This is a genomic window from Polaromonas sp., assembly GCF_036676035.1.
In the GTDB taxonomy this organism is placed as follows: Bacteria; Pseudomonadota; Gammaproteobacteria; order Burkholderiales; family Burkholderiaceae_C; genus Polaromonas.
Genome location: NZ_JAKFDR010000110.1, coordinates 23,026 through 43,154, shown reverse-complemented (window position 1 = coordinate 43,154; position 20,129 = coordinate 23,026). Strand labels below are relative to the sequence as shown.

The 20,129-nt window shown below is 62.7% G+C and carries 19 protein-coding genes; 2 read left to right on the top strand and 17 right to left on the bottom strand.

Annotation, left to right across the window (positions count from 1 at the left end):
- Window positions 1–16: 16 nt before the first annotated feature.
- The 11 genes from bamB to V6M61_RS15785 all read right to left on the bottom strand — a co-directional run bounded on the left by bamB (window position 17) and on the right by V6M61_RS15785 (window position 11,563).
- Entirely contained in the window at window positions 17–1,162 is a 1,146-nt protein-coding gene (gene bamB, locus V6M61_RS15835) for an outer membrane protein assembly factor BamB (protein ID WP_332777543.1), read from the bottom strand.
- Window positions 1,159–1,863: a YfgM family protein gene (locus V6M61_RS15830; RefSeq protein WP_332777542.1), complete on the bottom strand. Its 705-nt coding sequence runs from the start codon at window positions 1,861–1,863 to the stop codon at window positions 1,159–1,161. The genes bamB and V6M61_RS15830 overlap by 4 nt, the downstream gene beginning before the upstream one ends.
- Window positions 1,864–1,921: 58 nt before the next feature.
- Window positions 1,922–3,217 carry a histidine--tRNA ligase gene (gene hisS, locus V6M61_RS15825; protein ID WP_332777541.1) on the bottom strand — a complete coding sequence of 432 codons (1,296 nt, stop codon included), beginning with the start codon at window positions 3,215–3,217 and terminating at the stop codon, window positions 1,922–1,924.
- A gap of 8 nt (window positions 3,218–3,225) precedes the next feature.
- A complete protein-coding gene (gene ispG, locus V6M61_RS15820; RefSeq protein ID WP_332777540.1) occupies window positions 3,226–4,500 on the bottom strand; it encodes a flavodoxin-dependent (E)-4-hydroxy-3-methylbut-2-enyl-diphosphate synthase in 1,275 nt (424 codons plus the stop codon).
- Entirely contained in the window at window positions 4,500–5,492 is a 993-nt protein-coding gene (locus V6M61_RS15815) for a helix-turn-helix domain-containing protein (RefSeq protein WP_332777539.1), read from the bottom strand. The genes ispG and V6M61_RS15815 overlap by 1 nt, the downstream gene beginning before the upstream one ends.
- 34 nt (window positions 5,493–5,526) lie before the next feature.
- On the bottom strand, window positions 5,527–6,333 hold the full coding sequence (gene pilW / locus V6M61_RS15810) for a type IV pilus biogenesis/stability protein PilW (protein ID WP_332777538.1): 807 nt from the start codon (window positions 6,331–6,333) through the stop codon (window positions 5,527–5,529).
- Entirely contained in the window at window positions 6,330–7,478 is a 1,149-nt protein-coding gene (gene rlmN, locus V6M61_RS15805; protein WP_332777537.1) for a 23S rRNA (adenine(2503)-C(2))-methyltransferase RlmN, read from the bottom strand. Before rlmN ends, pilW begins: the two co-directional genes overlap by 4 nt.
- 19 nt (window positions 7,479–7,497) lie before the next feature.
- The gene (ndk, locus tag V6M61_RS15800; protein ID WP_332777536.1) at window positions 7,498–7,923 is read right to left on the bottom strand and encodes a nucleoside-diphosphate kinase; all 426 of its coding nucleotides are present in this window, start codon (window positions 7,921–7,923) and stop codon (window positions 7,498–7,500) included.
- Between the two features lie 115 nt (window positions 7,924–8,038).
- Entirely contained in the window at window positions 8,039–9,673 is a 1,635-nt protein-coding gene (locus tag V6M61_RS15795; protein WP_332777535.1) for a pseudouridine synthase, read from the bottom strand.
- Between the two features lie 18 nt (window positions 9,674–9,691).
- The gene (gene scpB, locus V6M61_RS15790; RefSeq protein ID WP_332777534.1) at window positions 9,692–10,426 is read right to left on the bottom strand and encodes an SMC-Scp complex subunit ScpB; all 735 of its coding nucleotides are present in this window, start codon (window positions 10,424–10,426) and stop codon (window positions 9,692–9,694) included.
- A gap of 102 nt (window positions 10,427–10,528) precedes the next feature.
- Window positions 10,529–11,563, bottom strand: coding sequence for an RluA family pseudouridine synthase (locus V6M61_RS15785; RefSeq protein ID WP_332777533.1), 1,035 nt, complete (start codon window positions 11,561–11,563; stop codon window positions 10,529–10,531).
- A gap of 17 nt (window positions 11,564–11,580) precedes the next feature.
- On the opposite strand from V6M61_RS15785, the gene V6M61_RS15780 reads away from it, so the two are divergent.
- Complete coding sequence (locus V6M61_RS15780; RefSeq protein WP_332777532.1) at window positions 11,581–12,408, top strand: outer membrane protein assembly factor BamD; 828 nt, start codon at window positions 11,581–11,583, stop codon at window positions 12,406–12,408.
- Here V6M61_RS15780 and V6M61_RS15775 read toward each other — a convergent pair.
- Together V6M61_RS15775 and V6M61_RS15770 are read right to left on the bottom strand one after the other, a co-directional pair.
- The gene (locus V6M61_RS15775) at window positions 12,371–14,377 is read right to left on the bottom strand and encodes an ATP-dependent DNA helicase (RefSeq protein WP_332777531.1); all 2,007 of its coding nucleotides are present in this window, start codon (window positions 14,375–14,377) and stop codon (window positions 12,371–12,373) included. The two genes, V6M61_RS15780 and V6M61_RS15775, sit on opposite strands and share 38 nt — an antisense overlap.
- The gene (locus V6M61_RS15770) at window positions 14,377–14,580 is read right to left on the bottom strand and encodes a YdcH family protein (RefSeq protein WP_332777530.1); all 204 of its coding nucleotides are present in this window, start codon (window positions 14,578–14,580) and stop codon (window positions 14,377–14,379) included. The genes V6M61_RS15775 and V6M61_RS15770 overlap by 1 nt, the downstream gene beginning before the upstream one ends.
- Window positions 14,581–14,666: 86 nt before the next feature.
- Here V6M61_RS15770 and V6M61_RS15765 point away from each other — a divergent pair, with 86 nt between their 5' ends.
- Window positions 14,667–15,425 carry a PP2C family protein-serine/threonine phosphatase gene (locus V6M61_RS15765; RefSeq protein WP_332777529.1) on the top strand — a complete coding sequence of 253 codons (759 nt, stop codon included), beginning with the start codon at window positions 14,667–14,669 and terminating at the stop codon, window positions 15,423–15,425.
- Window positions 15,426–15,526: 101 nt separating this feature from the next.
- On the opposite strand, the gene V6M61_RS15760 is transcribed toward V6M61_RS15765, so the two are convergent.
- The 4 genes from V6M61_RS15760 to odhB form a co-directional block, all read right to left on the bottom strand.
- Entirely contained in the window at window positions 15,527–16,138 is a 612-nt protein-coding gene (locus V6M61_RS15760; RefSeq protein WP_332777528.1) for a hypothetical protein, read from the bottom strand.
- 5 nt (window positions 16,139–16,143) lie between these two features.
- Window positions 16,144–17,241 carry a cell division protein ZapE gene (gene zapE / locus V6M61_RS15755; RefSeq protein WP_332777527.1) on the bottom strand — a complete coding sequence of 366 codons (1,098 nt, stop codon included), beginning with the start codon at window positions 17,239–17,241 and terminating at the stop codon, window positions 16,144–16,146.
- Window positions 17,242–17,315: 74 nt separating this feature from the next.
- Window positions 17,316–18,755: a dihydrolipoyl dehydrogenase gene (gene lpdA / locus V6M61_RS15750; RefSeq protein ID WP_332777526.1), complete on the bottom strand. Its 1,440-nt coding sequence runs from the start codon at window positions 18,753–18,755 to the stop codon at window positions 17,316–17,318.
- A gap of 62 nt (window positions 18,756–18,817) precedes the next feature.
- Complete coding sequence (odhB, locus tag V6M61_RS15745; protein WP_332777525.1) at window positions 18,818–20,071, bottom strand: 2-oxoglutarate dehydrogenase complex dihydrolipoyllysine-residue succinyltransferase; 1,254 nt, start codon at window positions 20,069–20,071, stop codon at window positions 18,818–18,820.
- Window positions 20,072–20,129 lie beyond the last annotated feature (58 nt).

The following is a 20,129-nucleotide window of genomic DNA, read 5'->3' as shown; positions in this document are numbered from 1 at the left end:
TCAGGCAAATTGCCGTTTATTCAGGCCTAAAGCCGTAGATACCGCCGTTGCGGGTGACCGCCACCAGCGTGTTGCCAGCCAGTGCCGGCGCGGCCATGACGGGAGATCCATCCGTCGTCAGCCGGTTTAACAGGGAGCCGTCTTCACGGGACAGCAGATGGACAAAACCTGAAGCGTCACCAATCGCCACCGAACGGCCGACGAGCAGAGGCGCTGTCAGGTTGCGATAGCGCAGGCGGTCGGTCGTCCAGGCGCGTTCGCCATCGCTGCGGCGCCAAGCCAGCACTGTGCCGTCAGCCTCGGTGCCAAAAACCAGGCGGTCATCGCCGTGCACCCCTTGCATGCCATTGGCCGGCTTGGTCCAGAGCAGGCTGCCGCGCGCCGCATTGACGCAGCCCACGCTGGACTGGAAAGCCCGGGCGCAGACCGTATCGCCGACCCGGCTGACATGGCTTACCAGATCGACCAGGCGCTCCACATCGTTGATGCCCCGCGGCGAAGCGATGGGGGCTTCCCAGCGAATGCTACCGTTGGAGGGGTTCAGGCCCGTCAGTCGGCCCGCCAAACCCACCACCAGTGTATCGCCCACCGCCAGCATGACGCCGGACTGGCGCAAGACCAGCGGCTCGCTGGGGCGCTGCTGCGTCCACAGCTTGCGGCCGGTCTGGCCATCGAAAGCGTTGACCGACCGGTCAGCCGCCAGTACAAAAACACGGCCCCCGGCCACAAAAGGCGCGGTGTAGGCCAGGGCATTGAGTTTGTGGCGCCAGAGCTCGCGGCCATCCTGCAGCGTCACCACCTCGTTGGCTTTGGTGACGACCGACGCGAGCTTGCCGTCGCTGCCGACGCCGGCGGCAATCGGGCCGCCCACGCTGGTGCGCCAGAGGTCGCGCCCGCTGACCGCATCCAGGGCGGCCACGGCACCATCGCCGCTGGCCACCAGCACCGAATTGCCGCTGACATGGACATCGAGCGGAAAGTTCACCTCGCCGATGCGGGCACTCCAGCTCTGCTTGGCAGCGACCAGTGCTGCAACCAGCGGCAACTCTGCCGGCTTGGGTTTGTTGGCGCCGCCGGAACAGGCCGCCAAGATTGCTATCAAAACAATAGCTGCAGGCGCACGTACAACAAGGGCTAGGGGTTTAAATGATTTTAAATTCACTTTTTAACCTCCGTGGCAGGCGCTGCTGCAGCCGCTGCAGCCGAATTCGGTGCAGCCATGGTCGGATCAACGCCCAGGGCGTTGAGCTTGACTTCCACCAGGCGGCGGTACTCCGCACGCTCGTCAAGACCCTTGTAGGCTTTTTCGTATTCGGCTTTGGCTTCGTTTTTCTTGCCCTGAGCGGCCAGGATGTCGCCACGGCGATCCGCCGCCAGGGCAACAAAGTCTTTGGGGAAAGTGCCCGAGAGCTGCTGCAGCGCCTCGTCATAGGCCTTGTTTTCCATCAGCACGCCGGCCAGGCGCAGCTTGGCGATCGCCTGATAACCCTCATCCGAGGCCTTGCCAGCCACCCAGCTCAAAGCGGCCTTTGAAGCATCGACATTGCCTTTGTCATAGTAGGCCCGGGCCGCCAGCAGGCCGGCCTGCTGCGCATAGGTGGTGCTGCCATAGCGGTCTTTCATGTCGGCCAGCGCCCGGTCGAGCTTGGCGACTTCACCGGATTGCACGGCACGCTCCACTTCGTCATACATGACGGCCGCTTGCGCGGCCTGACTGCGCTGCCAGTACTGGTAGCCGTTCCAGGCGGCCACCGCCCCGAACACGGCGATCAAGGCCCAGGTGATCAGGTCACCGTATTGCTTCCAGAAGTGTTTCAGCTCGTCAAGCTGCTCCTGCTCTTCCAAATCGAGATGTTTTGCCATAAAAATCCAGTCGCCTGCCAAATGAATTGTGGTGATTGTAGGGGTCGGGGCCTGGCGCTCAGCGCAGGGTGTGAGCCCAGACCGGCACGTCTTGCAGCTTGCGCAGCATCTGCGCCTGGGCCGCGTCCATTTTGTCGCCGCGCAGGGCCTTGACCGCAACGCAGCCTTGGGCCAGCTCGGCCTCACCGAAGATCAGTGCGAATCTCGCGCCGCTGCCATCGGCTTTCTTGAACTGCGACTTCATGCTGCCCATGCCCTCCAGGCCGGCACCGGCATGCATCTGCACGCTGACGCCCGCGGCGCGCAAAGCCTGCAGGGTTTGCAGGGCCACCGGCAAGGCCGATGCCTCGGGAATCACGGCATAGGCATCGGGGACCAGCGCCGGGACAGCCTTGCCGTTTTCCTTGATGAGCTCGAGCACGCGCTCCACACCCAGCGCCCAGCCCACGGCCGGCGCCGGTTTGCCGCCAATTTGCTCCATCAGGTAGTCATAACGGCCACCGGCGCAAATCGTGCCCTGCGCGCCCAGACTCTCGGTGATGAACTCGAACACGGTGAGGTTGTAGTAGTCCATGCCCCGCACCAGCCGCGGGTTGATCCGGTAGCCGATGCCGTTGGCCTCGAGCATGGCCTTGACGCCGTTGAAGTGCTTGAGCGACGCTTCACCCAGGAAGTCGATCAGCTTGGGGGCCGACTCCACCACCGCCTGCATGGCCGGGTTCTTGGTGTCCAGGATGCGCAGCGGGTTGCTGTGCAGGCGGCGCAGGGCGTCATCATCGAGGAGCGCCGCGTTTTTCTCAAAATGTGCGATCAGCTCGGCGCGGTGCTGCCTGCGCTCTTCCGGCTGGCCCAGGCTGTTGATTTCCAGCCGCACATCCTTGAGGCCCAACGCTTTCCACAAGGCATCGGCCAGCAAAATCAGTTCGGCATCGACCTCGGCACCGGCAAAGCCCAGCGCCTCGGCGCCGATCTGGTGAAACTGGCGGTAGCGGCCGCGCTGGGGCCTTTCATGCCGGAACATCGGGCCCATGTAGTACAGCCGCTTGCCGCCCTCGTACAGCATCGAGTGCTCGATCACGGCCCGCACCACACCGGCGGTGCTCTCGGGACGCAGCGTCAGCGCCTCGCCGTTGAGCTTGTCTTCAAAGGAGTACATCTCCTTTTCAACAATATCGGTGACTTCGCCCAGGCTGCGGACAAACAGCGGTGTCGGCTCGACGATGGGCGTGCGGATATTGCGGTAGGCATAGCGTGCCATCAGCGAGCGCACGGTTTCTTCCAGCCATTCCCAGCGCGCCGATTCGGGCGGCAAAATGTCATTCATGCCTTTGACGGCAACGATTTTTTCAGCCATGAGTGTAGTTACGCGGTGACGGCAGCGTGCTGGCTGCCGAAACGCTTTTCAATGTAGTTTTCAACGATGACCTGGAATTCCTGCGCAATGTTGTCGCCGCGCAGGGTCAGTCTTTTTTCGCCATCAATAAACACCGGTGCGGCCGGCGCCTCGCCGGAGCCCGGCAGGCTGATGCCGATGTCGGCGTGCTTGCTTTCGCCGGGGCCATTGACGATGCAGCCCATGACGGCCACCTTGAGCGCCTCGACACCCGGGTACTGCTCGCGCCAGACCGGCATCTGGGCCCGCAGGAAATCATCAATCTGCTTGGCCAGCTCCTGGAAGGTGGTGCTGGTGGTGCGACCACAGCCCGGGCAGGCGGTGACGCTGGGCACAAAGTTGCGCAAACCCAGCGCCTGCAGGATCTCGGAGGCAATCACGACCTCCTGGGTGCGCGCTTCGCCGGGCTGGGGGGTCAGGGAGACACGGATGGTATCGCCAATGCCCTCCTGCAGCAGGATGGACAGCGCCGTCGCCGAAGCCACCGTGCCCTTGGTGCCCATGCCGGCCTCGGTCAGGCCCAGATGCAGCGCATAGTGGCAGCGTTTCGCAAGCTCGCGGTACACCGACACCAGATCCTGCACACCGCTGACTTTGCAGGACAGGATGATCTGGTTACGGCTCATGCCCATGTCTTCGGCCATGCGCGCCGAGTCAATGGCGGAGGTAATCAAGGCCTCGTACATCACCTGTTTGGCATCCCAGGGCGTGGCACGTGCGCTGTTCTGGTCCATCAGGCTGGCCAGCAACTCCTGATCGAGGCTGCCCCAGTTCACGCCAATGCGCACCGCTTTGTTCCAGCGCATGGCCGCTTCAATCATCTGGCCAAACTGCCGGTCACGCTTGTCGCCTTTGCCCACGTTGCCGGGGTTGATGCGGTATTTGGACAAGGCCTCGGCGCAAGCGGGATAGTCCGTCAGCAGGCGATGGCCGTTGTAATGAAAATCGCCAATCAGGGGCACGTCAATGCCCATGCGGTCCAGCTGTTCGCGCACATGAGGCACCGCCTGGGCCGCCTCGGGGGTATTGACCGTGATGCGAACCATCTCCGAGCCGGCCAGCGCCAGCTCCTTGACCTGGATGGCCGTGCCAATGGCATCCACGGTGTCGGTATTGGTCATGGACTGCACACGCACCGGCGCATCGCCCCCGACCGTGACCACGCGCGAGCCCCAGACGACTTGGGCTTGACGGGAGCTGCGGGCCTTGGGCCAGGCCGACTCAACAGGAAGGCAGGACTGCACTACTTCACCTCGAATCGGGCAACATTGTCCCTGGCCAGCGGCTTCAAATCAAAAACCTGGCCGCGAATATGAACGCTCGTCGCATCCGCACGCCCTACCACGGCGGCCAGCGGCAGCGCGCCGGAAGCACCCGCAACCTCGCCGGCGCTCAGAGTGCGGCGCAGCACCACCTGGCCTTTGGCATCGGTCACCTCCACCCAGGACTCCCCTTTCGCCCTGAACACCACAATCCCTGGGGGCGCCGGCTGCGCAGCGGCACTGGCCGTTGCGGCCGGTCCAGCCAGGACCGGCGCCGGGCTCGCGGTCGTGGCCGTAGAAGGAGGCGCTGGTGCGGCGACGGGGACCGTGGGCGCGGACGTCAGGCTGGCAGCCAGAACAGGCGCCGGCGGCGACGTCACCGTGGTTGACACCATGGCGGGCGCCTCTGTCGGCCAGGCAGAGACGGCGGGCTTGGCATTGTCAGGCACGTCGGTTGCCGCGGTCGCTGCCGTTGCGGGCGGGCGGGCGGGTGCGGTGGCTACCGCAGAAGTTTCAGCCACGGATTGGCCTTCGCCAGAGCCCGGTTGCACGGCCGGAAAAAAAATCAGCACCAGCGCGCCTAGCAGCAGCAGCAGGCCCCCCAGCACGGCAGGCCGGGAGATTTGGGTCCACAAGGATGGGCCGGGGCCGTCACTGGGCGCACGAAAAGGGGCATTGATGCCCTTGTCCTGATGATTGAGCTTCGGAGCGCTGGATTGCGGCAGCCGGCTCAGCACCTCCGTGGCATCCATTTTGAGACTGCGACAGACGCTGGAAGCCAGCGCACGCACGAAAACCGCATCGGGCAACAAGTCAAGGCGGTCTGCTTCCAGCGCTTCAAGCTTCTTCACCGGCACTTTGAGCGATACCGCGAGCGCGGCAATATGCAGGCCAGCGGCCTCGCGGGCGGATTTGAGCAAGGTGCCGGCGGAAGGTCCCTGCACCCCATCCACGTTCGCGCCTTGCGCAGCCATCGCGGACTGATCCATTGCCAACGAACCCCCAAACTCACTCATTAAAGGCACCTCTCTCGTAAGCCCCGGCTTCGCGGGACTGCCCAAAGCGTTTTTTCAGCTGGTCGCCCAGCTGCAGCATGGCCTGGCGGTTATTGAGCCGCTGTTCGACCTTGACGCCGAGCCACAGGGTTTCGGCATTGGCCAGATCGCTGTTATTGATGCGCCGAATGTAGAACTGGGCACGCGTCAGGTCACCACGGCCATACAGCAGGTTGGCCAGGTTGTAGCCCGTGATCGGGTTGCCGGCATCGAGCTCGTAGGAACGCGTCAAGCTGACCTCAGCTTCCGCCATCTGTCCGGCCTGGACCTGGCACAGGCCTTGCGCCATCAGGGTTTTGGCCTGACCGCCATAGGCTGGATTGGCGATGGCCTGCCCAAACAGGCGAAACGATTCACTGAAGCGGGCCTGCCGGCACATCAGCCAGCCGTAGTTGTGTGCGACATCGCCATCACGCGGATTAAGCACCAGGGCACGGCGAAAACTGTCTTCCGCCATGGGAATGTCGTTCATGCGGAGATAGACCAGGCCACGCAGGTTGTAGGCATCGGCAAAGCCGGGATCGACCGCCAGCGACTGCTTGATTTCGTCCAGCGCGACATTGGTCTGCCCCTGCTCGAAATAGCCGACAGCCAGCTCCAGCCGGAGACGGGCCCTCCGGCGGCTTTCGGGCTCGTCCGACTCGGTCATGATTTCACTGCCAGCGGCCGAGCCAGGTGAGCCCGGCTGACTGGCGCAGCCGGCCAGCAAAACAGCCGCCCAGCAGGCTGACAGCCAAATAGCATTCCTGACCAGCCTCATACACTTGTCTCCTTGGCAACGACCACCTTGATCCCCCCGAGCATACCTTGCCGCTGCGCCGCCATGCGCTGCTCGACGCCGGTCCGGTCCTGCACATCGCCGGCCAGCTGGCCGCAAGCGGCATCAATATCGTCGCCACGGGTTTTCCGGACGGTGGTCACGATGCCGGCGTCCATCAGGATTTTGGCAAACGCCATCACCTGCGGCATGTCCGAGCGCTTCAGGCCGGACGCGGGAAACGGGTTGAACGGAATCAGGTTGAACTTGCAGGACAGCCCCTGCGCCGCATGCTTTTGCATCAGAGCCACCAGCTGGCGGGCATGCTCAGGCTGGTCGTTCACCCCTTCGAGCATGCAGTACTCAAACGTGATGAAATCCCGCGGCGCGGCCGCCTGGTAACGGGTGCAGGCTTCGAGCAGCTCGGCAATCGGGTATTTACGGTTCAGCGGCACCAGGTTGTCGCGCAAGACATCTTGCGGCGCATGCAGCGAGACCGCCAGTGCCACCGGACAATCCTGGGCCAGACGATCGATCATGGGCACCACCCCCGACGTTGACACCGTCACCCGGCGACGCGACAGGCCATAGCCATGGTCGTCGAGCATGACTTTGAGGGCCGGCAGCAGCTGCGAGTAATTTTGCAGCGGCTCACCCATGCCCATCATCACCACATTGGAAATGACGCGCTCGTCCCGGCCCAGGTGCTTGCGCAGGAAATGCTCTGCAAACCACAGCTGGGCCACGATCTCGGCCGTCGTCAGGTTACGGCTGAAGCCCTGGTGCCCGGTCGAGCAGAAACGGCAGCCCACGGCGCAACCCGCCTGCGATGAAATGCAGAGCGTGCCGCGGTCGGCTTCGGGGATGAATACAGTCTCGATGACGTCGCCGCCGCCCACATCGAACAGCCACTTGATGGTGCCGTCGGCGGAATCGTGCCGGGAAACGACCTTCAGGCCCTGGACGTGGGCCGACGCAGCGAGCTTTTCGCGCAGCGATTTGGCCAGATCGGACATCTGATCGAAGCCCGAAACACCGCGCTGGTGAATCCACCGGAACAGCTGCGTCGCGCGGAAGCGCTTTTCTCCAAGCCGCTCGCAAAAGGCGGCCAAGCCCTCGAGATCGTAGTCAAGCAGGTTGGCCGTCATTGCATGAGCGTTAAGTGTATTAGCGTGAATAGATGTTCATGCCTGGGAAGAAGAAGCTGATCTCCACCTGGGCAGTGTCGGCAGCATCGGAGCCGTGCACGGCATTGGCATCAATGCTTTCGGCGAAGTCGGCGCGGATAGTGCCGGCTGCGGCTTTCTTCGGGTCGGTCGCGCCCATCAGGTCGCGGTTTTTCAGGATGGCGCCCTCGCCTTCCAGCGCCTGGATCATCACCGGGCCGGAAATCATGAATTCAACCAGGTCCCTGAAGAAAGGACGCTCTTTGTGCACGGCGTAGAAAGCCTCGGCTTCACCACGTGACAGGTGGGCCATCCTGGCAGCGACCACTTTCAGGCCGGCCGCTTCGAAGCGTGCATAGATTTGACCAATGACGTTTTTTGCAACGGCATCGGGTTTGATGATGGAGAGGGTGCGTTCGATCGCCATGAAATTTTCCTTAACCTTGATTTCTTGATTTATTCGAATTGAACAAAGCCCATGATTTTAACCTGCAGGCCCTGCTTTTATTCAACCTTATACGGCGTGGTGTTTAACGCAGAACTCAGCGGTTTCCGCCCCGATTGCCACCACCGCGGTTTCCACCGCCGCCCCGGCGCTGCCCGCCTCCACCACCTGCGCCACCACCACTGCCCCCGCGGCGCGGCCCCTGGCCTTGACGCTGGCGGGTAAAGGTATCGGCGCCGATGTAGCCGAAGGAGGTTTTCATGGGGTCAGGCTGGGAGCCACCAGGGCCCTTGTCACTTCGGTCGCCCCGGTCATCGCGGCGTTTTTGCCCTTGCGAGCCGGAACTTCCGCCGAAATTGCCCGGCGGCTGGCCGGTCCGTGGACCGGCCCCTCCAAAATTGCCCTGGCCCCGTCCTTTTCCACCGCGGCGCCGGTTCCCGGCACCCTCCCGGGGCGCACCCGTTCGATGATTCAGGGGCGGTTGAAACTCATGGGGGTCTTGATCCGCAGCCTCAGGTTGTTGCAGCTGTTGCGGCGCTTCTGGTGCTTGCGACACCCTTGTCTGCCCTGCGTCCGTCGCCGGCGAACGACCCCGTCCGCCGCGCGAGCGATCGCCCCGGCGGGGCCCACGGCCCTGACGGCCTTCGCCAGCGTCGCCTTCACCGCCCGGTTCCTGGGCATTTTTCGGCGGACGTGGGTCAGCCCGGGATTCGGAGCGGGTGACAGCATTGGTCAGCGCCCAGATATCGCGCTCATCCAGTTCCACAAACGCGCCCCGCTTCAAACCGCGGGGCAGCACCATGGCGCCGTAGCGTATGCGTATCAGGCGGCTGACCGCATGGCCGACCGCTTCAAACATGCGCCGCACCTCGCGATTGCGCCCTTCGGAGATGGTGACCCGGTACCAGCAGTTGGCGCCTTCCCCACCGCCGGCCTCCATCGAGCTGAACTGAGCCACACCATCGTCCAGGTTCACCCCTTCGAGCAGGCGCTTTTTTTCTTCATTGCTTAACGCGCCCAGCACCCGGACTGCGTACTCCCGCTCCAGCCCAAAGCGCGGGTGCATCAGCTTGTTGGCCAGCTCGCCCGAACTGGTCAACAGCAGCAAGCCTTCGGTATTGAGGTCCAGGCGGCCTACCGACTGCCATTTGCCCTGAAACAGCTTGGGCAGGCGGCGGAACACGGTGGGACGGTTTTGCGGATCGTCATGCGTCACCACCTCGCCGGCAGGCTTGTGGTAGGCAATCACACGAGGCGGCGGCGGCGCAATGCGCACCCGGATGGGCTTGCCATTGACCTTGATGGTGTCGCCAAACTGGATGCGCTGGCCGATGTGGGCCGGCTCGGCATTGACCGAAATGCGCCCTTCCAGAATCAGCTGCTCCATTTCCAGGCGTGAGCCGAGGCCGGCCTGCGCCAGCACTTTGTGCAGCTTGGGGGTTTCGGGCTGCGCCGACAGTACCCGCTTGGGCAACTCAAGCGCTGCATCTTCTTCATCCGCATCGAATTGCCCCGTGACCACGTCTTCAAAGCGGTAGCCCGTGCCTGAAGGCGAAGGCGTTTGAGCCGGCGGGGCTGGCTCAGCGGCAGGCCCGGTCAGGACCTCAGGAGCTGGCTCATTGCTAGCTATCAATTCAGTAGCATCTGGCGCAATATCCACGCCGGCTGATGCCTTTTTTGGCTCTTCATCAGGATGAGGAGCCTCAGGAAACGGATGGTCTTGTGAGTTCATGCTTTGATGCTTTTACATTCATGCGAGTGGATCGCTGGCGGTCTCTGTCTGGCTGTCCGCCTGCAGGTTTTGCAGGTTTTGCAGGTTTTCGGAAGATGCGGCGGCCACAGACTCTGCGAACAACAGCTCGGCGCCGGCAAGCTGCTCCTGCCCGGACGTCCCGGCGCCTGCCTCCACCGCTGTGTCGGCCGCGGGTGCCGCAATGCCAAATTCAATCTGTTCGAGCATGGCTGCCTGCCCGTTTGCGCTGTCCATGGCCGGCAGTTGGTCGAGCGACTCGACACCCATGTCGTCGAGGAACTGCCGTGTGGTGGCATACAGCGCGGGGCGCCCCACGGTTTCACGGTGGCCAATCACCTCCACCCAGCCGCGGTCTTCCAGCTGCTTGAGCAGCAGGCTGTTGACCGTGACCCCACGGATATCTTCCATGTCGCCACGCGTCACCGGCTGGCGGTAAGCAATGATGGCCAGGGTTTCAAGCGTCGCCCGGGTGTACTTGGGTGGTTTTTCAGGGTGCAGGCGGTCCAGGTATTCCCGCATCTGGGGGCGGCTCTGGAAACGCCAGCCGGTGGCCACATGCACCAGTTCAACCCCTCGTCCGGCCCAGTCGTTTTGCAACTCCTGAAGCAAAAACTTGATCGTATCGGCCGTCAGCACCCCGTTGAACAAAACACCCATCTCGCGCAAAGGCAGCGGCTGCTGTGCGCAAATAAGTGCCGTTTCGAGGATGCGCTTCGCATCCGTCGTATTCATGATTGTTAGTTCCGAAAAAAGCGAGACAAGGCGCTTGGCAGCGCAATTCACAGCTATGCGCAACCACTTCTTCAGGGGCGCTGTGTTGCAGGTAGCAAAAAACTACTGAAGTTGATTGTATCTCAGCCCCAAACTGGCCGTGGCCGCCAGCAGGTCGGCCGGCAGCGGCGAGCGGAACTCCAGCGCCGCGCCGGTCACCGGGTGCGCAAAGGCCAGCCGGCAGGCATGCAGCGCCTGACGGGTCAGCCCGCCGGCCAGCTTGCCGCCATACAGCTCATCGGCGACCAGCGGATGGCCCAGGCAGGCCATGTGAACCCGTATCTGGTGCGTGCGGCCGGTCTGCAGCTTGCACTTGACCAAGCAGTGCTTGTCCTGGTTGTCCAACAGCGTGATCTCGGTCAGGGCTGCTTTGCCGGCATGCTTGTCCAGATCCACCACGGCCATGCGCAGACGGTTGCGTGGATCGCGCCCAATCGGCAAGTCTACCTGGCGCGTCCGGGCGCCGGTCCAGGGCCCGTGGGCCAGCGCCAGGTACTCCCGGCTCACGGTGCGCGCCGCAATCATGCTGACCAGCTGGTCCATCGCCTGCCGCTGGCGGGCCACCACCATCAGCCCGCTGGTGTCTTTGTCGAGCCGGTGCACGATGCCCGCACGCGGCAGGAAGTGGGCTTGCGCGTCACGCGCCAGCAAACCATTGAGCAGGGTTCCGCTCCAGTTGCCCGGCGCCGGATGGACCACCAGACCGGCCGGCTTGTTGATCACCAGCAGATGCTCGTCCTCAAACAGCACCTCCAGCGCCATCGCCTCGGGTTTGAAGGCCTGGCTCTGGGGCGTCGGTTTGAGCTCGATGGTGAGCTGGTCCGCCGCCTTGACCTTGGCCGACGGCTTGGTCACCGTCCGGCCGTTGAGTTGCACCGCGCCCTGCTCAACCAGCTGCTGGAGATAGCTGCGGGAGAACTCGGGCACGATGCCGGTCAAAGCGCGGTCAAGACGGTCCCCGTGATTCTGCGCCGGAACCGCAACCTGGCGCAATTCAAGTTCGGCGCCGCCGTCTGCGTCGTCCTGCGCCTCGTCCGGCAGGCTGTTTGCCGCCGCAGCGGTCGATATAATCAATGGGCTTTGTCCAGAATCAGTCATCAAGAAGGTCGGTTGTGATGTTTTCCACCAAATTATCGGTTGTTCCCGCTGCATCACCACGGGCTGCAGCCCTTCTTGCGTTTGCGTTGTCCCTGCTCATGGCCGGCTGCTCGAGCACCGTCAAGGACCCCACGGCGAACTGGAGCCCCAACAAGATTTACGCGGAGGCCAAGGACGAGTCCAACTCCGGGGCCTACGACAAGGCCGTCCCTCTGTTTGAAAAGCTTGAAGGCCGGGCCGCAGGCACCGCGCTGGCCCAGCAGGCCCAGATTGAAAAGGCCTACGCCCAGTACAAAGGCGGCGATCAAGCCCAGGCGATTGCCACCCTGGACCGTTTCATCAAGCTGCATCCCAGCAGCCCGGCGCTCGATTACGCCCTGTACCTCAAGGGCCTGGTCAATTTCAATGACAACCTGGGCCTCTTTGGCTTTTTGTCCCAGCAGGACCTGTCCGAGCGGGACCAGAAATCCGCCAAGGAATCCTTCGAATCGTTCAAGGAGCTGCTGGCCCGCTTCCCGGACTCCCGCTATACGCCGGACGCACGCCTGCGCATGAGCTATATCGTCAACTCCCTGGCCCAGTCCGAGGTGCATGTGGCGCGCTACTACTACTCGCGCGGCGCTTACATCGCGGCCATCAGCCGGGCCCAAACCGCGATTTCGGACTACCGCGATGTGCCGGCGCTGGAAGAAGCCACCTATCTCCTTTTCAAATCCTACGATGCGCTGGGCATGACCCAGTTGCGCGATGACGCCAAGCGCGTGCTGGAAAGAACCTACCCGCAAAGCGAGTACCTGACCAAGGGCTTCAAAACGGTGGCGGGTCCCTGGTACAAGTTCTGGTAAGACTGTCCAGCCGGTCGGTCAGCGCCTGCTCTGAAGCCAGGCGCTCCATCGGCGGAAGCGCCTTCAGCAAACGCCGGCCATAGCTCATCGAGGCCAGGCGGCTGTCGCAGACCACCAGCACGCCCTGATCGGTTTCCCGGCGTATCAAACGCCCCGCGCCCTGCTTGAGCGCCACGGCCGCCTCGGGCAGAAAATAATCATTGAAGGCGCTTCGCCCCTGGGCTTCCATATGCTTGGCGCGCGCTTCGGCCATGGGATCGTTGGGCGGCGGAAAAGGCAGCTTGTCAATGATCACCAGCTGAAGCGCATCGCCCGGCACATCAATGCCTTCCCAGAAAGAGGCGGAGGCGACCAGCACACAGCCCCGTTCGCCCTTGGCATTGCCCTGGCGAAAGCGCTCTATCAGGACACGCTTGGGCAAAGCCCCCTGAATCAATACTTCAATCTCGTCCGAGTTCTCAAACGCAGACTGCAGACTTTCACCGATGGCACGCAAAGCCCGCAGCGTGGTCGTCAGCACCATGGTGCGCCCCCCCAGGCGCCGCACCCATTCGGCGGCCGACGCGGCGACGTGGGCGGTGTGCGACGGATCGCCCGGCTTCGGGAAGTTGGGCGGCACATACAAAGCCGCCTGACGGGCATAGTCAAAAGGACTGCCAACACGCAACACCTGCGCCTCCGTGAGGCCGCAGGGCTGCGTGAACCAGCTCAGCTTTTCATCATCGCCCAAGGTGGCCGATGTGAATACCCAGGTTTTGGCAGCGGCCTGGCTTTCGCCCAGGACTTTGGTTTTGACCGCCTTGGCAATATCGAGCGGCGACTCCACCAGCCGCAACTGGGACCCGACATCGACCCACCGGACGCAGTCTGGCTCACAGGGTCGCTGGAAACTTTGGGCGCGCTCCGCCAGTTCCGTGGCACGTTCGTGCAGACGCACAAAATCGGGGGCTATCTCGCTGACCGTGTCCAGCGCTTCGCAAGCCTGGGCGCACGACAGGCCCACGGCAGCCAGCGCATCGGCCCAGGCGACGGCCTCCACGTTGTCAGGCGCCGGGGCGGTCCAGCGCAATTTGCTGCCCGGGTAATGCTTGCCCGCACACAAACGCAGCTCACGAGCCGCATGCTCGGTTGCACCGGCCACCTTTTGCCAGTCCACCAGGCCTCTTGCAAACTGCAGCCCGGCGCCCAGCATGTCGCGGGAAAAATCAAGCAGCTGACCGGTGGTCAGGTTTTTGCCCAGAAACTGCACGCCGGTTTCGTTGAGCTGGTGCGCTTCGTCAAAAATGGCAATCCGCACGCTGGGCAGCAATTCAGCCACGCCCGACTCGCGCACGGCCAGGTCGGCGAAAAAAAGATGGTGATTGATGACCACCACATCGGCCGCCAGCGCTTCGCGGCGGGCCAGATTGACATGGCAGGCACGAAACTTCGGGCATTGCGCACCCACGCAGTTTTCGCGGGTTGAGGTCACCAGGGGAATCACCGGCGAGCGCTCATCCAGCCCGGGCAACTCGGCCAGATCACCCGTGCGCGTCACCTGGGACCATTGTTCAACCCGGGCCAGCGCGCGAGCCGAAACGCGATCCGGCAGGCTGGTGTCGTGGCGGGCGAGCTCCATGCGGTGCAGGCACAGATAGCTGCCGCGCCCCTTGAGCAGCGCGGTCCGCACCGGCACGCCCAGGGCCTCGACCAGTTTGGGCAGGTCGCGTCCAAACAACTGGTCTTGCAGCGCTTTGGTGGCCGTCGACAACAGGACACGTTCGCCGCTGAGCAATGCGGGCACCAGGTAGGAAAAGGTCTTGCCCACGCCGGTACTGGCCTCCACGACCAGGGGGTAGGCCCCTTCAATGGCGCGCGCGACCGCCAGTGCCATCTCGGTTTGGCCGCCGCGCGGCACAAACTGCTCCGCCGCGCGCGACAGCACGCCGTCAAAGGCAAAGGCCTCTTGAACTTCACGTTCCAGGTTCATCAGGCAGGTTCAGGAGGGTCCAGCAGCGATTCGAGCTGGGAAATCTGGTCGCGAAGGTGCAGGCGGCGCTTTTTGAGGCGTCTGAGCATCAGCTCATCGACCGGCGTTGCACGCGCTGTAATATCTACCAGCGCGTTAAGGTCTGCGTGTTCGATTTTGAGTTCGATCAGCCGCCGCTCCGGGGAGTGTAAATTTAAGTCCAAGGTTTTTTATCCACGCGCGCTGCTTCATCTGATAATACGTTGATTACGGAGAGAAATCGAGTCCCGGCGACTCGAGTCAAATCAAAATGTCCAAAGGCTATCGAATTACAGCATCAACAGGTATCCATAAAGGCGACCGGGACTATCAGCAAGACCAGGTCTCCCTGTTCAGCCACCCCCGGTTTCCAGGCTGCATGCTGGGCATCGTGGCCGACGGCATGGGCGGGCGAAGCGGTGGGCGCAAGGCCTCGGACCAGGTCATGCTGACGGCCAAGCAGCTGTTTGAGCGTTATGCCCCCGAATCCGATGATGCGCCCTCGGTGCTCACGCAGATCATCGAAGAGGCTCACATCGTCATCAAACTCACCGCCATTTCGGCGGAGCAGGAGCCTCACAGCACCCTGGCCGCATTTTTGATCAATCCCGGTGGCGACTGCCACTGGGCGCATACCGGCGACTCCCGCATTTACCACTTCCAGGACAGCAAGCTGGTGCACCGCACGATGGATCACTCCTACGTACAAACGCTGGTCGACAAAGGCGAGCTTACCGAAGAGGAAGCCAACGTTCATCCCCAGTCCAACATCCTGATCGGTTGCCTGGGAACTGAGGATCAACCTCCCATCGCGCGGCATTTCATACCGCAGCTGCGCCCCGGCGATGTGCTGATCGCCTGCAGCGATGGCGTCTGGCACTATTTCAGTCCCAGCGAGATGGGCTCGGCCTTGTCCATGCTGTCCCCGCGCGAGGCGACTGAGTTTTTGATCCAGAAAGCCAGATCGCGCGCCCGTGGCGGCGGTGACAATCTGTCGCTGGTGATCGTCAAGCTCGAACCATTGGTTTAGGCCCAAGCGCCGCGAAGGGCCGCCCCGAGCAAGCGACGGCCCCCTGGGGGGGCAGCGCATTACACGAAGTGAAAAGCGTGGGGGCTAGCTCAAATACCCGTTTATGGCGGGACCGGCAGTGGCTTGGCGGTGCTCTTGCCCTGCTTGAGCCGCTCTCTTTCGTGGTCGGCCTTGTGCTCTCTCGCCTTGTCCTGGCGCTCATTGAATTTTTTAAGCGCCTCGGATGCCGCGGACTGCCGGTCTGCCGCGGCAGCGGCTTTGTCCTGAGCCTCTTTGGACTTGCCGACATTGGCACCGCTTTTAGCTTGCTCCTCGGCTTTTTTGGCTGCCCGCTCCAGCCTGGATTGATAGTCCTGCCGGGCTTTTGCGCGGCGATCGGCCGCCTCTTGCTGCTTTTGGGCCGATGATTTCTCTTCAGTCCTTCGGATCTGCTCCGCCGCTTTGAGTTTTCGCTCCTCTTCATCGAGCGAAATTTCCTGGCGCCTCAGATCAGCCAGCGCCTCTTGCCGACGCGGCTTGATGTCATTGAGGCACTGGTTGGTGAAAAATTTCTGATGGCAGGCCGCTTCCTCGGCCGCAAAGCCCGCCTCCAGTTTTGCGCGCTCGGCACTGATGCGCATTCTTTCCGCATTTCTGGCCTCCTGCCCGGTACTCTGCGCCGGCTGGGCCAGCGCTGCGCCACCCATGGCCGCAAGCAGGAGTAAAAGCGCCATGCTCTTCATGTGAGTGCTGTATCCACGTTTCTGCGTTCCAGCGCCAGGAATTCGGTTGATTGCATCTCGTTGAGCCTGGAAATGGTGCGGGGAAATTCGTGCGCCAAAGGCCCTTCCGTGTACAACGCCTCGGGCGGCACTGCGGCTGACATGATCAGCTTGACGCGACGGTCATAAAGCACATCCACCAGCCAGGTAAAGCGCCGGGCTTCCGAGGCCATACGCACCGGCATATGCGGTACATCACTGAGGAGCACCGTATGAAACTGGGCCGCGATCTCCAGGTAATCATTTTGGGACCGGGGGCCGCCACACAAGGTCTTGAAATCGAACCACACCACGCCGCCCGCCTTGCGCCGGGCCTGGATTTGCCGGGCCTCAATCTGCAGAATGGGGTTTTCGTCATGCGCCTCGGCCAGCCGGTTGAAGGCCTCGGCCATCTCCGCGTCCGCCCCGGCACCCAGGGGCGTATGGTAGAGCCTGACTTGCTCCAGCGTGCGCCGACGGTAGTCCGTGCCGTTATCGACGCTGAGGACTTCGAGGTTTCTTTTCAGCAGCGCTATCGCCGGCAGGATGCGGTCCCGGTGCAGGCCATGGGGGTACAGGGCGTCGGGATGAAAGTTGGAGGTGGTGACGAAGCCGACCCCGTTGTCAAAGAGGGCGGCCAGCAAGCGGTGCAAGATCATGGCATCGGTGATGTCTGCCACATGAAACTCGTCAAAGCAGATCAACCGGTAGCGCTTGGCAATGCGCCTGCCCAGTTCATCGAGCGGATTGACCGTCCCCTGCAGATCGCGCAGCTCCCGGTGCACCTCGCGCATGAACTCATGAAAATGCAAGCGGGTTTTGCGTTTAAGCGGCACCGCCCCGTAAAAGCAGTCCATCAGAAAGCTTTTGCCGCGCCCTACCCCACCGTGCATGTACACACCGCGTGGTATGTCGGGCCGGTTGATGAGTTTTTTGAGCGGGTTGGAGCGCTTTTCCTTGAACGCGGCCCATTCGCTGGCACAGCGCTCGAGGGCATGCACCGCGCGCAGCTGCGCGGGGTCGCTCTTGAAACCGCGTGCCGCGAGTTCGGCTTCGTAGGTTTGCTGGACGGTCATCACCGGTGTTGTCATCCCGGACTTGACCCGGGATCCATGGATTGCGGGTCAAGCCCGCAATGACACGGCATGGTTCAGAAGTTAAGCGTGCGCTTGTCCACCGCGAGCGCCGCTTCCTTGGTGGCCTCCGATAGGGACGGGTGCGCATGGCAGATGCGTGCAATGTCTTCACTGCTGGCGCGGAACTCCATCGCCACCACGCATTCAGCAATCAGTTCACTGGCAAACGGACCCACGATGTGCACGCCGAGAATTTCGTCGGTCGCCGCATCGGCCAGCATCTTGACCATGCCGGTGGTGTCGCCCAGCGCGCGCGCGCGGCCATTGGCCATGAAGGGGAAGGTGCCGGCCTTGTAGGCACGGCCTGCCGCCTTGAGCTGCTGCTCGGTCTGGCCGACCCAGGCGATCTCGGGGTTGGTGTAAATCACCCAGGGAATGGTGTTGAAGTTGACATGCCCGTGCTGGCCGGCAATGCGCTCGGCCACGGCCACGCCCTCTTCTTCGGCCTTGTGCGCCAGCATGGGGCCGCGCACCACGTCACCGATCGCCCAGACATTGGGCAGATTGGTCTTGCACTCGTCGTCCACCACCACCGCACCGCGCTCGTCGAGCGTGAGGCCGACGGCTTCGGGATTGAGGCCTGTCGTGTTGGCCACGCGGCCGATCGAGACGATCAGCTTGTCCACCGCCAGCGTCTGGGCTTCGCCCTTGGCATTGGTGTAAGCGACAGAAACGCCCTTCTTGTCAGCCTTGACCTCGCCGACCTTGACGCCGAGCTCAATCTTCAGACCCTGCTTGGTGAAGGCCTTGTGCGCTTCCTTGGCGATCTGCTCGTCAACGGCCCCCAGAAACGTGGGCAGCCCCTCCAGCACGGTCACTTGTGCACCGAGGCGGCGCCAGACCGAGCCCATCTCCAGGCCGATCACGCCGGAACCGATGAGGCCCAGCTTTTTGGGGACGGCGCCTATGCGCAGTGCACCATCGTTGGACAGGATCATTTCCTCGTCGAACGGTGCGCCCGGCAGTGCGCGGGCATTGGAGCCCGTGGCCACGATGATGTGCTTGCCGGAGATGGTCTCTTCGGCACCTTCTTTAGTTGATGCAGCCACCTTGATCTGGTACACGCCGTCCTTGGCCGCCGCGAAGGAGCCGCGACCATGGAAGAAGGTCACCTTGTTCTTTTTGAACAGGTAGACGATGCCGTCATTGTTCTGCTTGACGACCGTATCCTTGCGGCCCAGCATCTTGGCGACATCCAGGCTCAGGCCTTTGACCTCGATGCCGTGATCGGCAAAGTGATGGCCCGCCTGCTCGTAATGCTCGGAGGATTGCAGCAGGGCTTTGGAAGGAATGCAGCCTACATTGGTGCAGGTGCCGCCGAGGGCCGGACCGCCCTTGGCGTTTTTCCATTCGTCGATACAGGCGACATTGAAACCGAGCTGGGCGGCGCGAATGGCCGCGATGTAGCCGCCAGGACCGCCACCGATGACGATCACGTCAAATTGTTTGGACATGTTTTTTCCCAATGAATGGGAGACCGGCTGCCGACAACTGCTGCAGCCAGTCCCGCCAGGTTTTAGATATCAAACAGCAGACGCGCCGGATCTTCCAGCGCCTCTTTCATGGCGACCAGGCCCAGCACGGCTTCGCGGCCGTCGATGATGCGGTGGTCGTAGCTCATGGCCAGGTAGTTGATGGGGCGCACCACGACCTGGCCGTTTTCGACCACGGCGCGGTCCTTGGTGGCGTGCACGCCCAGAATGGCCGACTGCGGCGGGTTGATGATGGGGGTGGACAGCATGGAGCCGAACACGCCGCCGTTGGAGATCGAGAAGGTGCCGCCGGTCATCTCTTCGATGCCCAGCTTGCCGTCGCGCGCCTTGGCGCCGTACTCGGCAATCTTCTTTTCGATGTCGGCAAAGCTCATCTGGTCGGCATTGCGCAGGATAGGCACCACCAGGCCGCGGGGCGAGCCCACGGCGATGCCGATGTCAAAGTAGCCGTGGTAGACGATGTCGTTGCCGTCCACCGAGGCGTTGAGCACCGGGTATTTCTTGAGCGCATGGACCGCTGCCTTGACGAAGAAGCTCATGAAGCCGATCTTGACGCCGTGCTCTTTCTCGAACTTTTCCTGGAAGCGCTTGCGCATTTCCATGACCGGCGCCATGTTCACTTCATTGAACGTGGTCAGGATGGCGTTGGTCGATTGCGATTGCAGCAAACGCTCGGCCACGCGGGCGCGCAGGCGGCTCATGGGCACGCGCTGCTCGGGGCGCTGGCCCAGATCGCCGGCCTTGGCTGGCGCCGCCACTTGAGGCAAGGAAGTGGTTGGAGCGCCCGTTGGGATTGCACCAGCAGCTACTAATTTGGTAGCGGATGCAGCGCCGGAAGCCATCGCACCGAGCACATCGCCTTTGGTCACACGGCCATCCTTGCCGGTGCCTGCGACAGAACCGGAATCGAGGCGGTTGTCGGCCATCAGCTTGGCAGCGGCCGGCATGGCAACGCCGGCCATGGCGCCGCCCGCAGCAGGCGCTGGCGCCGAGGCGGCGGCAGGTGCCGGGGCCGTTTTTGCGGCGCCGGCATGGCCCTCGGTATCAATCCGGGCAATGACCTGATCCGACACCACGGTGCCGCCATCGGCCACGACCAGCTCGGTCAATACACCGGCTGAAGGCGCCGGGACTTCCAGCACCACCTTGTCGGTTTCAATTTCAATCAGGATTTCATCAATGGCGATTGCCTCGCCTACTTTCTTTTTCCACTGCAACATGGTTGCCTCGGCCACTGATTCAGACAGCTGAGGAACTTTGACTTCTACGATAGCCATTTTGATTCTTTCAAAAACGTTCTTGTGTTCTATGTTTTCTATGCTCTATAGAGGACTT

Excerpts from the sequence above, each read along its gene's own strand:
- odhB (WP_332777525.1), bottom strand. The coding sequence starts at position 20,071 with ATGGCTATCGTAGAAGTCAAAGTTCCTCAGCTGTCTGAATCAGTGGCC.
- V6M61_RS15760 (WP_332777528.1), bottom strand. The coding sequence starts at position 16,138 with ATGGCGCTTTTACTCCTGCTTGCGGCCATGGGTGGCGCAGCGCTGGCC.
- V6M61_RS15830 (WP_332777542.1), bottom strand. The coding sequence starts at position 1,863 with ATGGCAAAACATCTCGATTTGGAAGAGCAGGAGCAGCTTGACGAGCTG.
- lpdA (WP_332777526.1), bottom strand. The coding sequence starts at position 18,755 with ATGTCCAAACAATTTGACGTGATCGTCATCGGTGGCGGTCCTGGCGGC.
- V6M61_RS15780 (WP_332777532.1), top strand. The coding sequence starts at position 11,581 with ATGTTTTCCACCAAATTATCGGTTGTTCCCGCTGCATCACCACGGGCT.
- V6M61_RS15765 (WP_332777529.1), top strand. The coding sequence starts at position 14,667 with ATGTCCAAAGGCTATCGAATTACAGCATCAACAGGTATCCATAAAGGC.
- V6M61_RS15775 (WP_332777531.1), bottom strand. The coding sequence starts at position 14,377 with ATGAACCTGGAACGTGAAGTTCAAGAGGCCTTTGCCTTTGACGGCGTG.
- zapE (WP_332777527.1), bottom strand. The coding sequence starts at position 17,241 with ATGACCGTCCAGCAAACCTACGAAGCCGAACTCGCGGCACGCGGTTTC.
- V6M61_RS15795 (WP_332777535.1), bottom strand. The coding sequence starts at position 9,673 with ATGAACTCACAAGACCATCCGTTTCCTGAGGCTCCTCATCCTGATGAA.
- hisS (WP_332777541.1), bottom strand. The coding sequence starts at position 3,217 with ATGGCTGAAAAAATCGTTGCCGTCAAAGGCATGAATGACATTTTGCCG.
- ndk (WP_332777536.1), bottom strand. The coding sequence starts at position 7,923 with ATGGCGATCGAACGCACCCTCTCCATCATCAAACCCGATGCCGTTGCA.
- V6M61_RS15785 (WP_332777533.1), bottom strand. The coding sequence starts at position 11,563 with ATGACTGATTCTGGACAAAGCCCATTGATTATATCGACCGCTGCGGCG.
- V6M61_RS15815 (WP_332777539.1), bottom strand. The coding sequence starts at position 5,492 with ATGGCTGCGCAAGGCGCGAACGTGGATGGGGTGCAGGGACCTTCCGCC.
- rlmN (WP_332777537.1), bottom strand. The coding sequence starts at position 7,478 with ATGACGGCCAACCTGCTTGACTACGATCTCGAGGGCTTGGCCGCCTTT.
- scpB (WP_332777534.1), bottom strand. The coding sequence starts at position 10,426 with ATGAATACGACGGATGCGAAGCGCATCCTCGAAACGGCACTTATTTGC.
- pilW (WP_332777538.1), bottom strand. The coding sequence starts at position 6,333 with ATGAGGCTGGTCAGGAATGCTATTTGGCTGTCAGCCTGCTGGGCGGCT.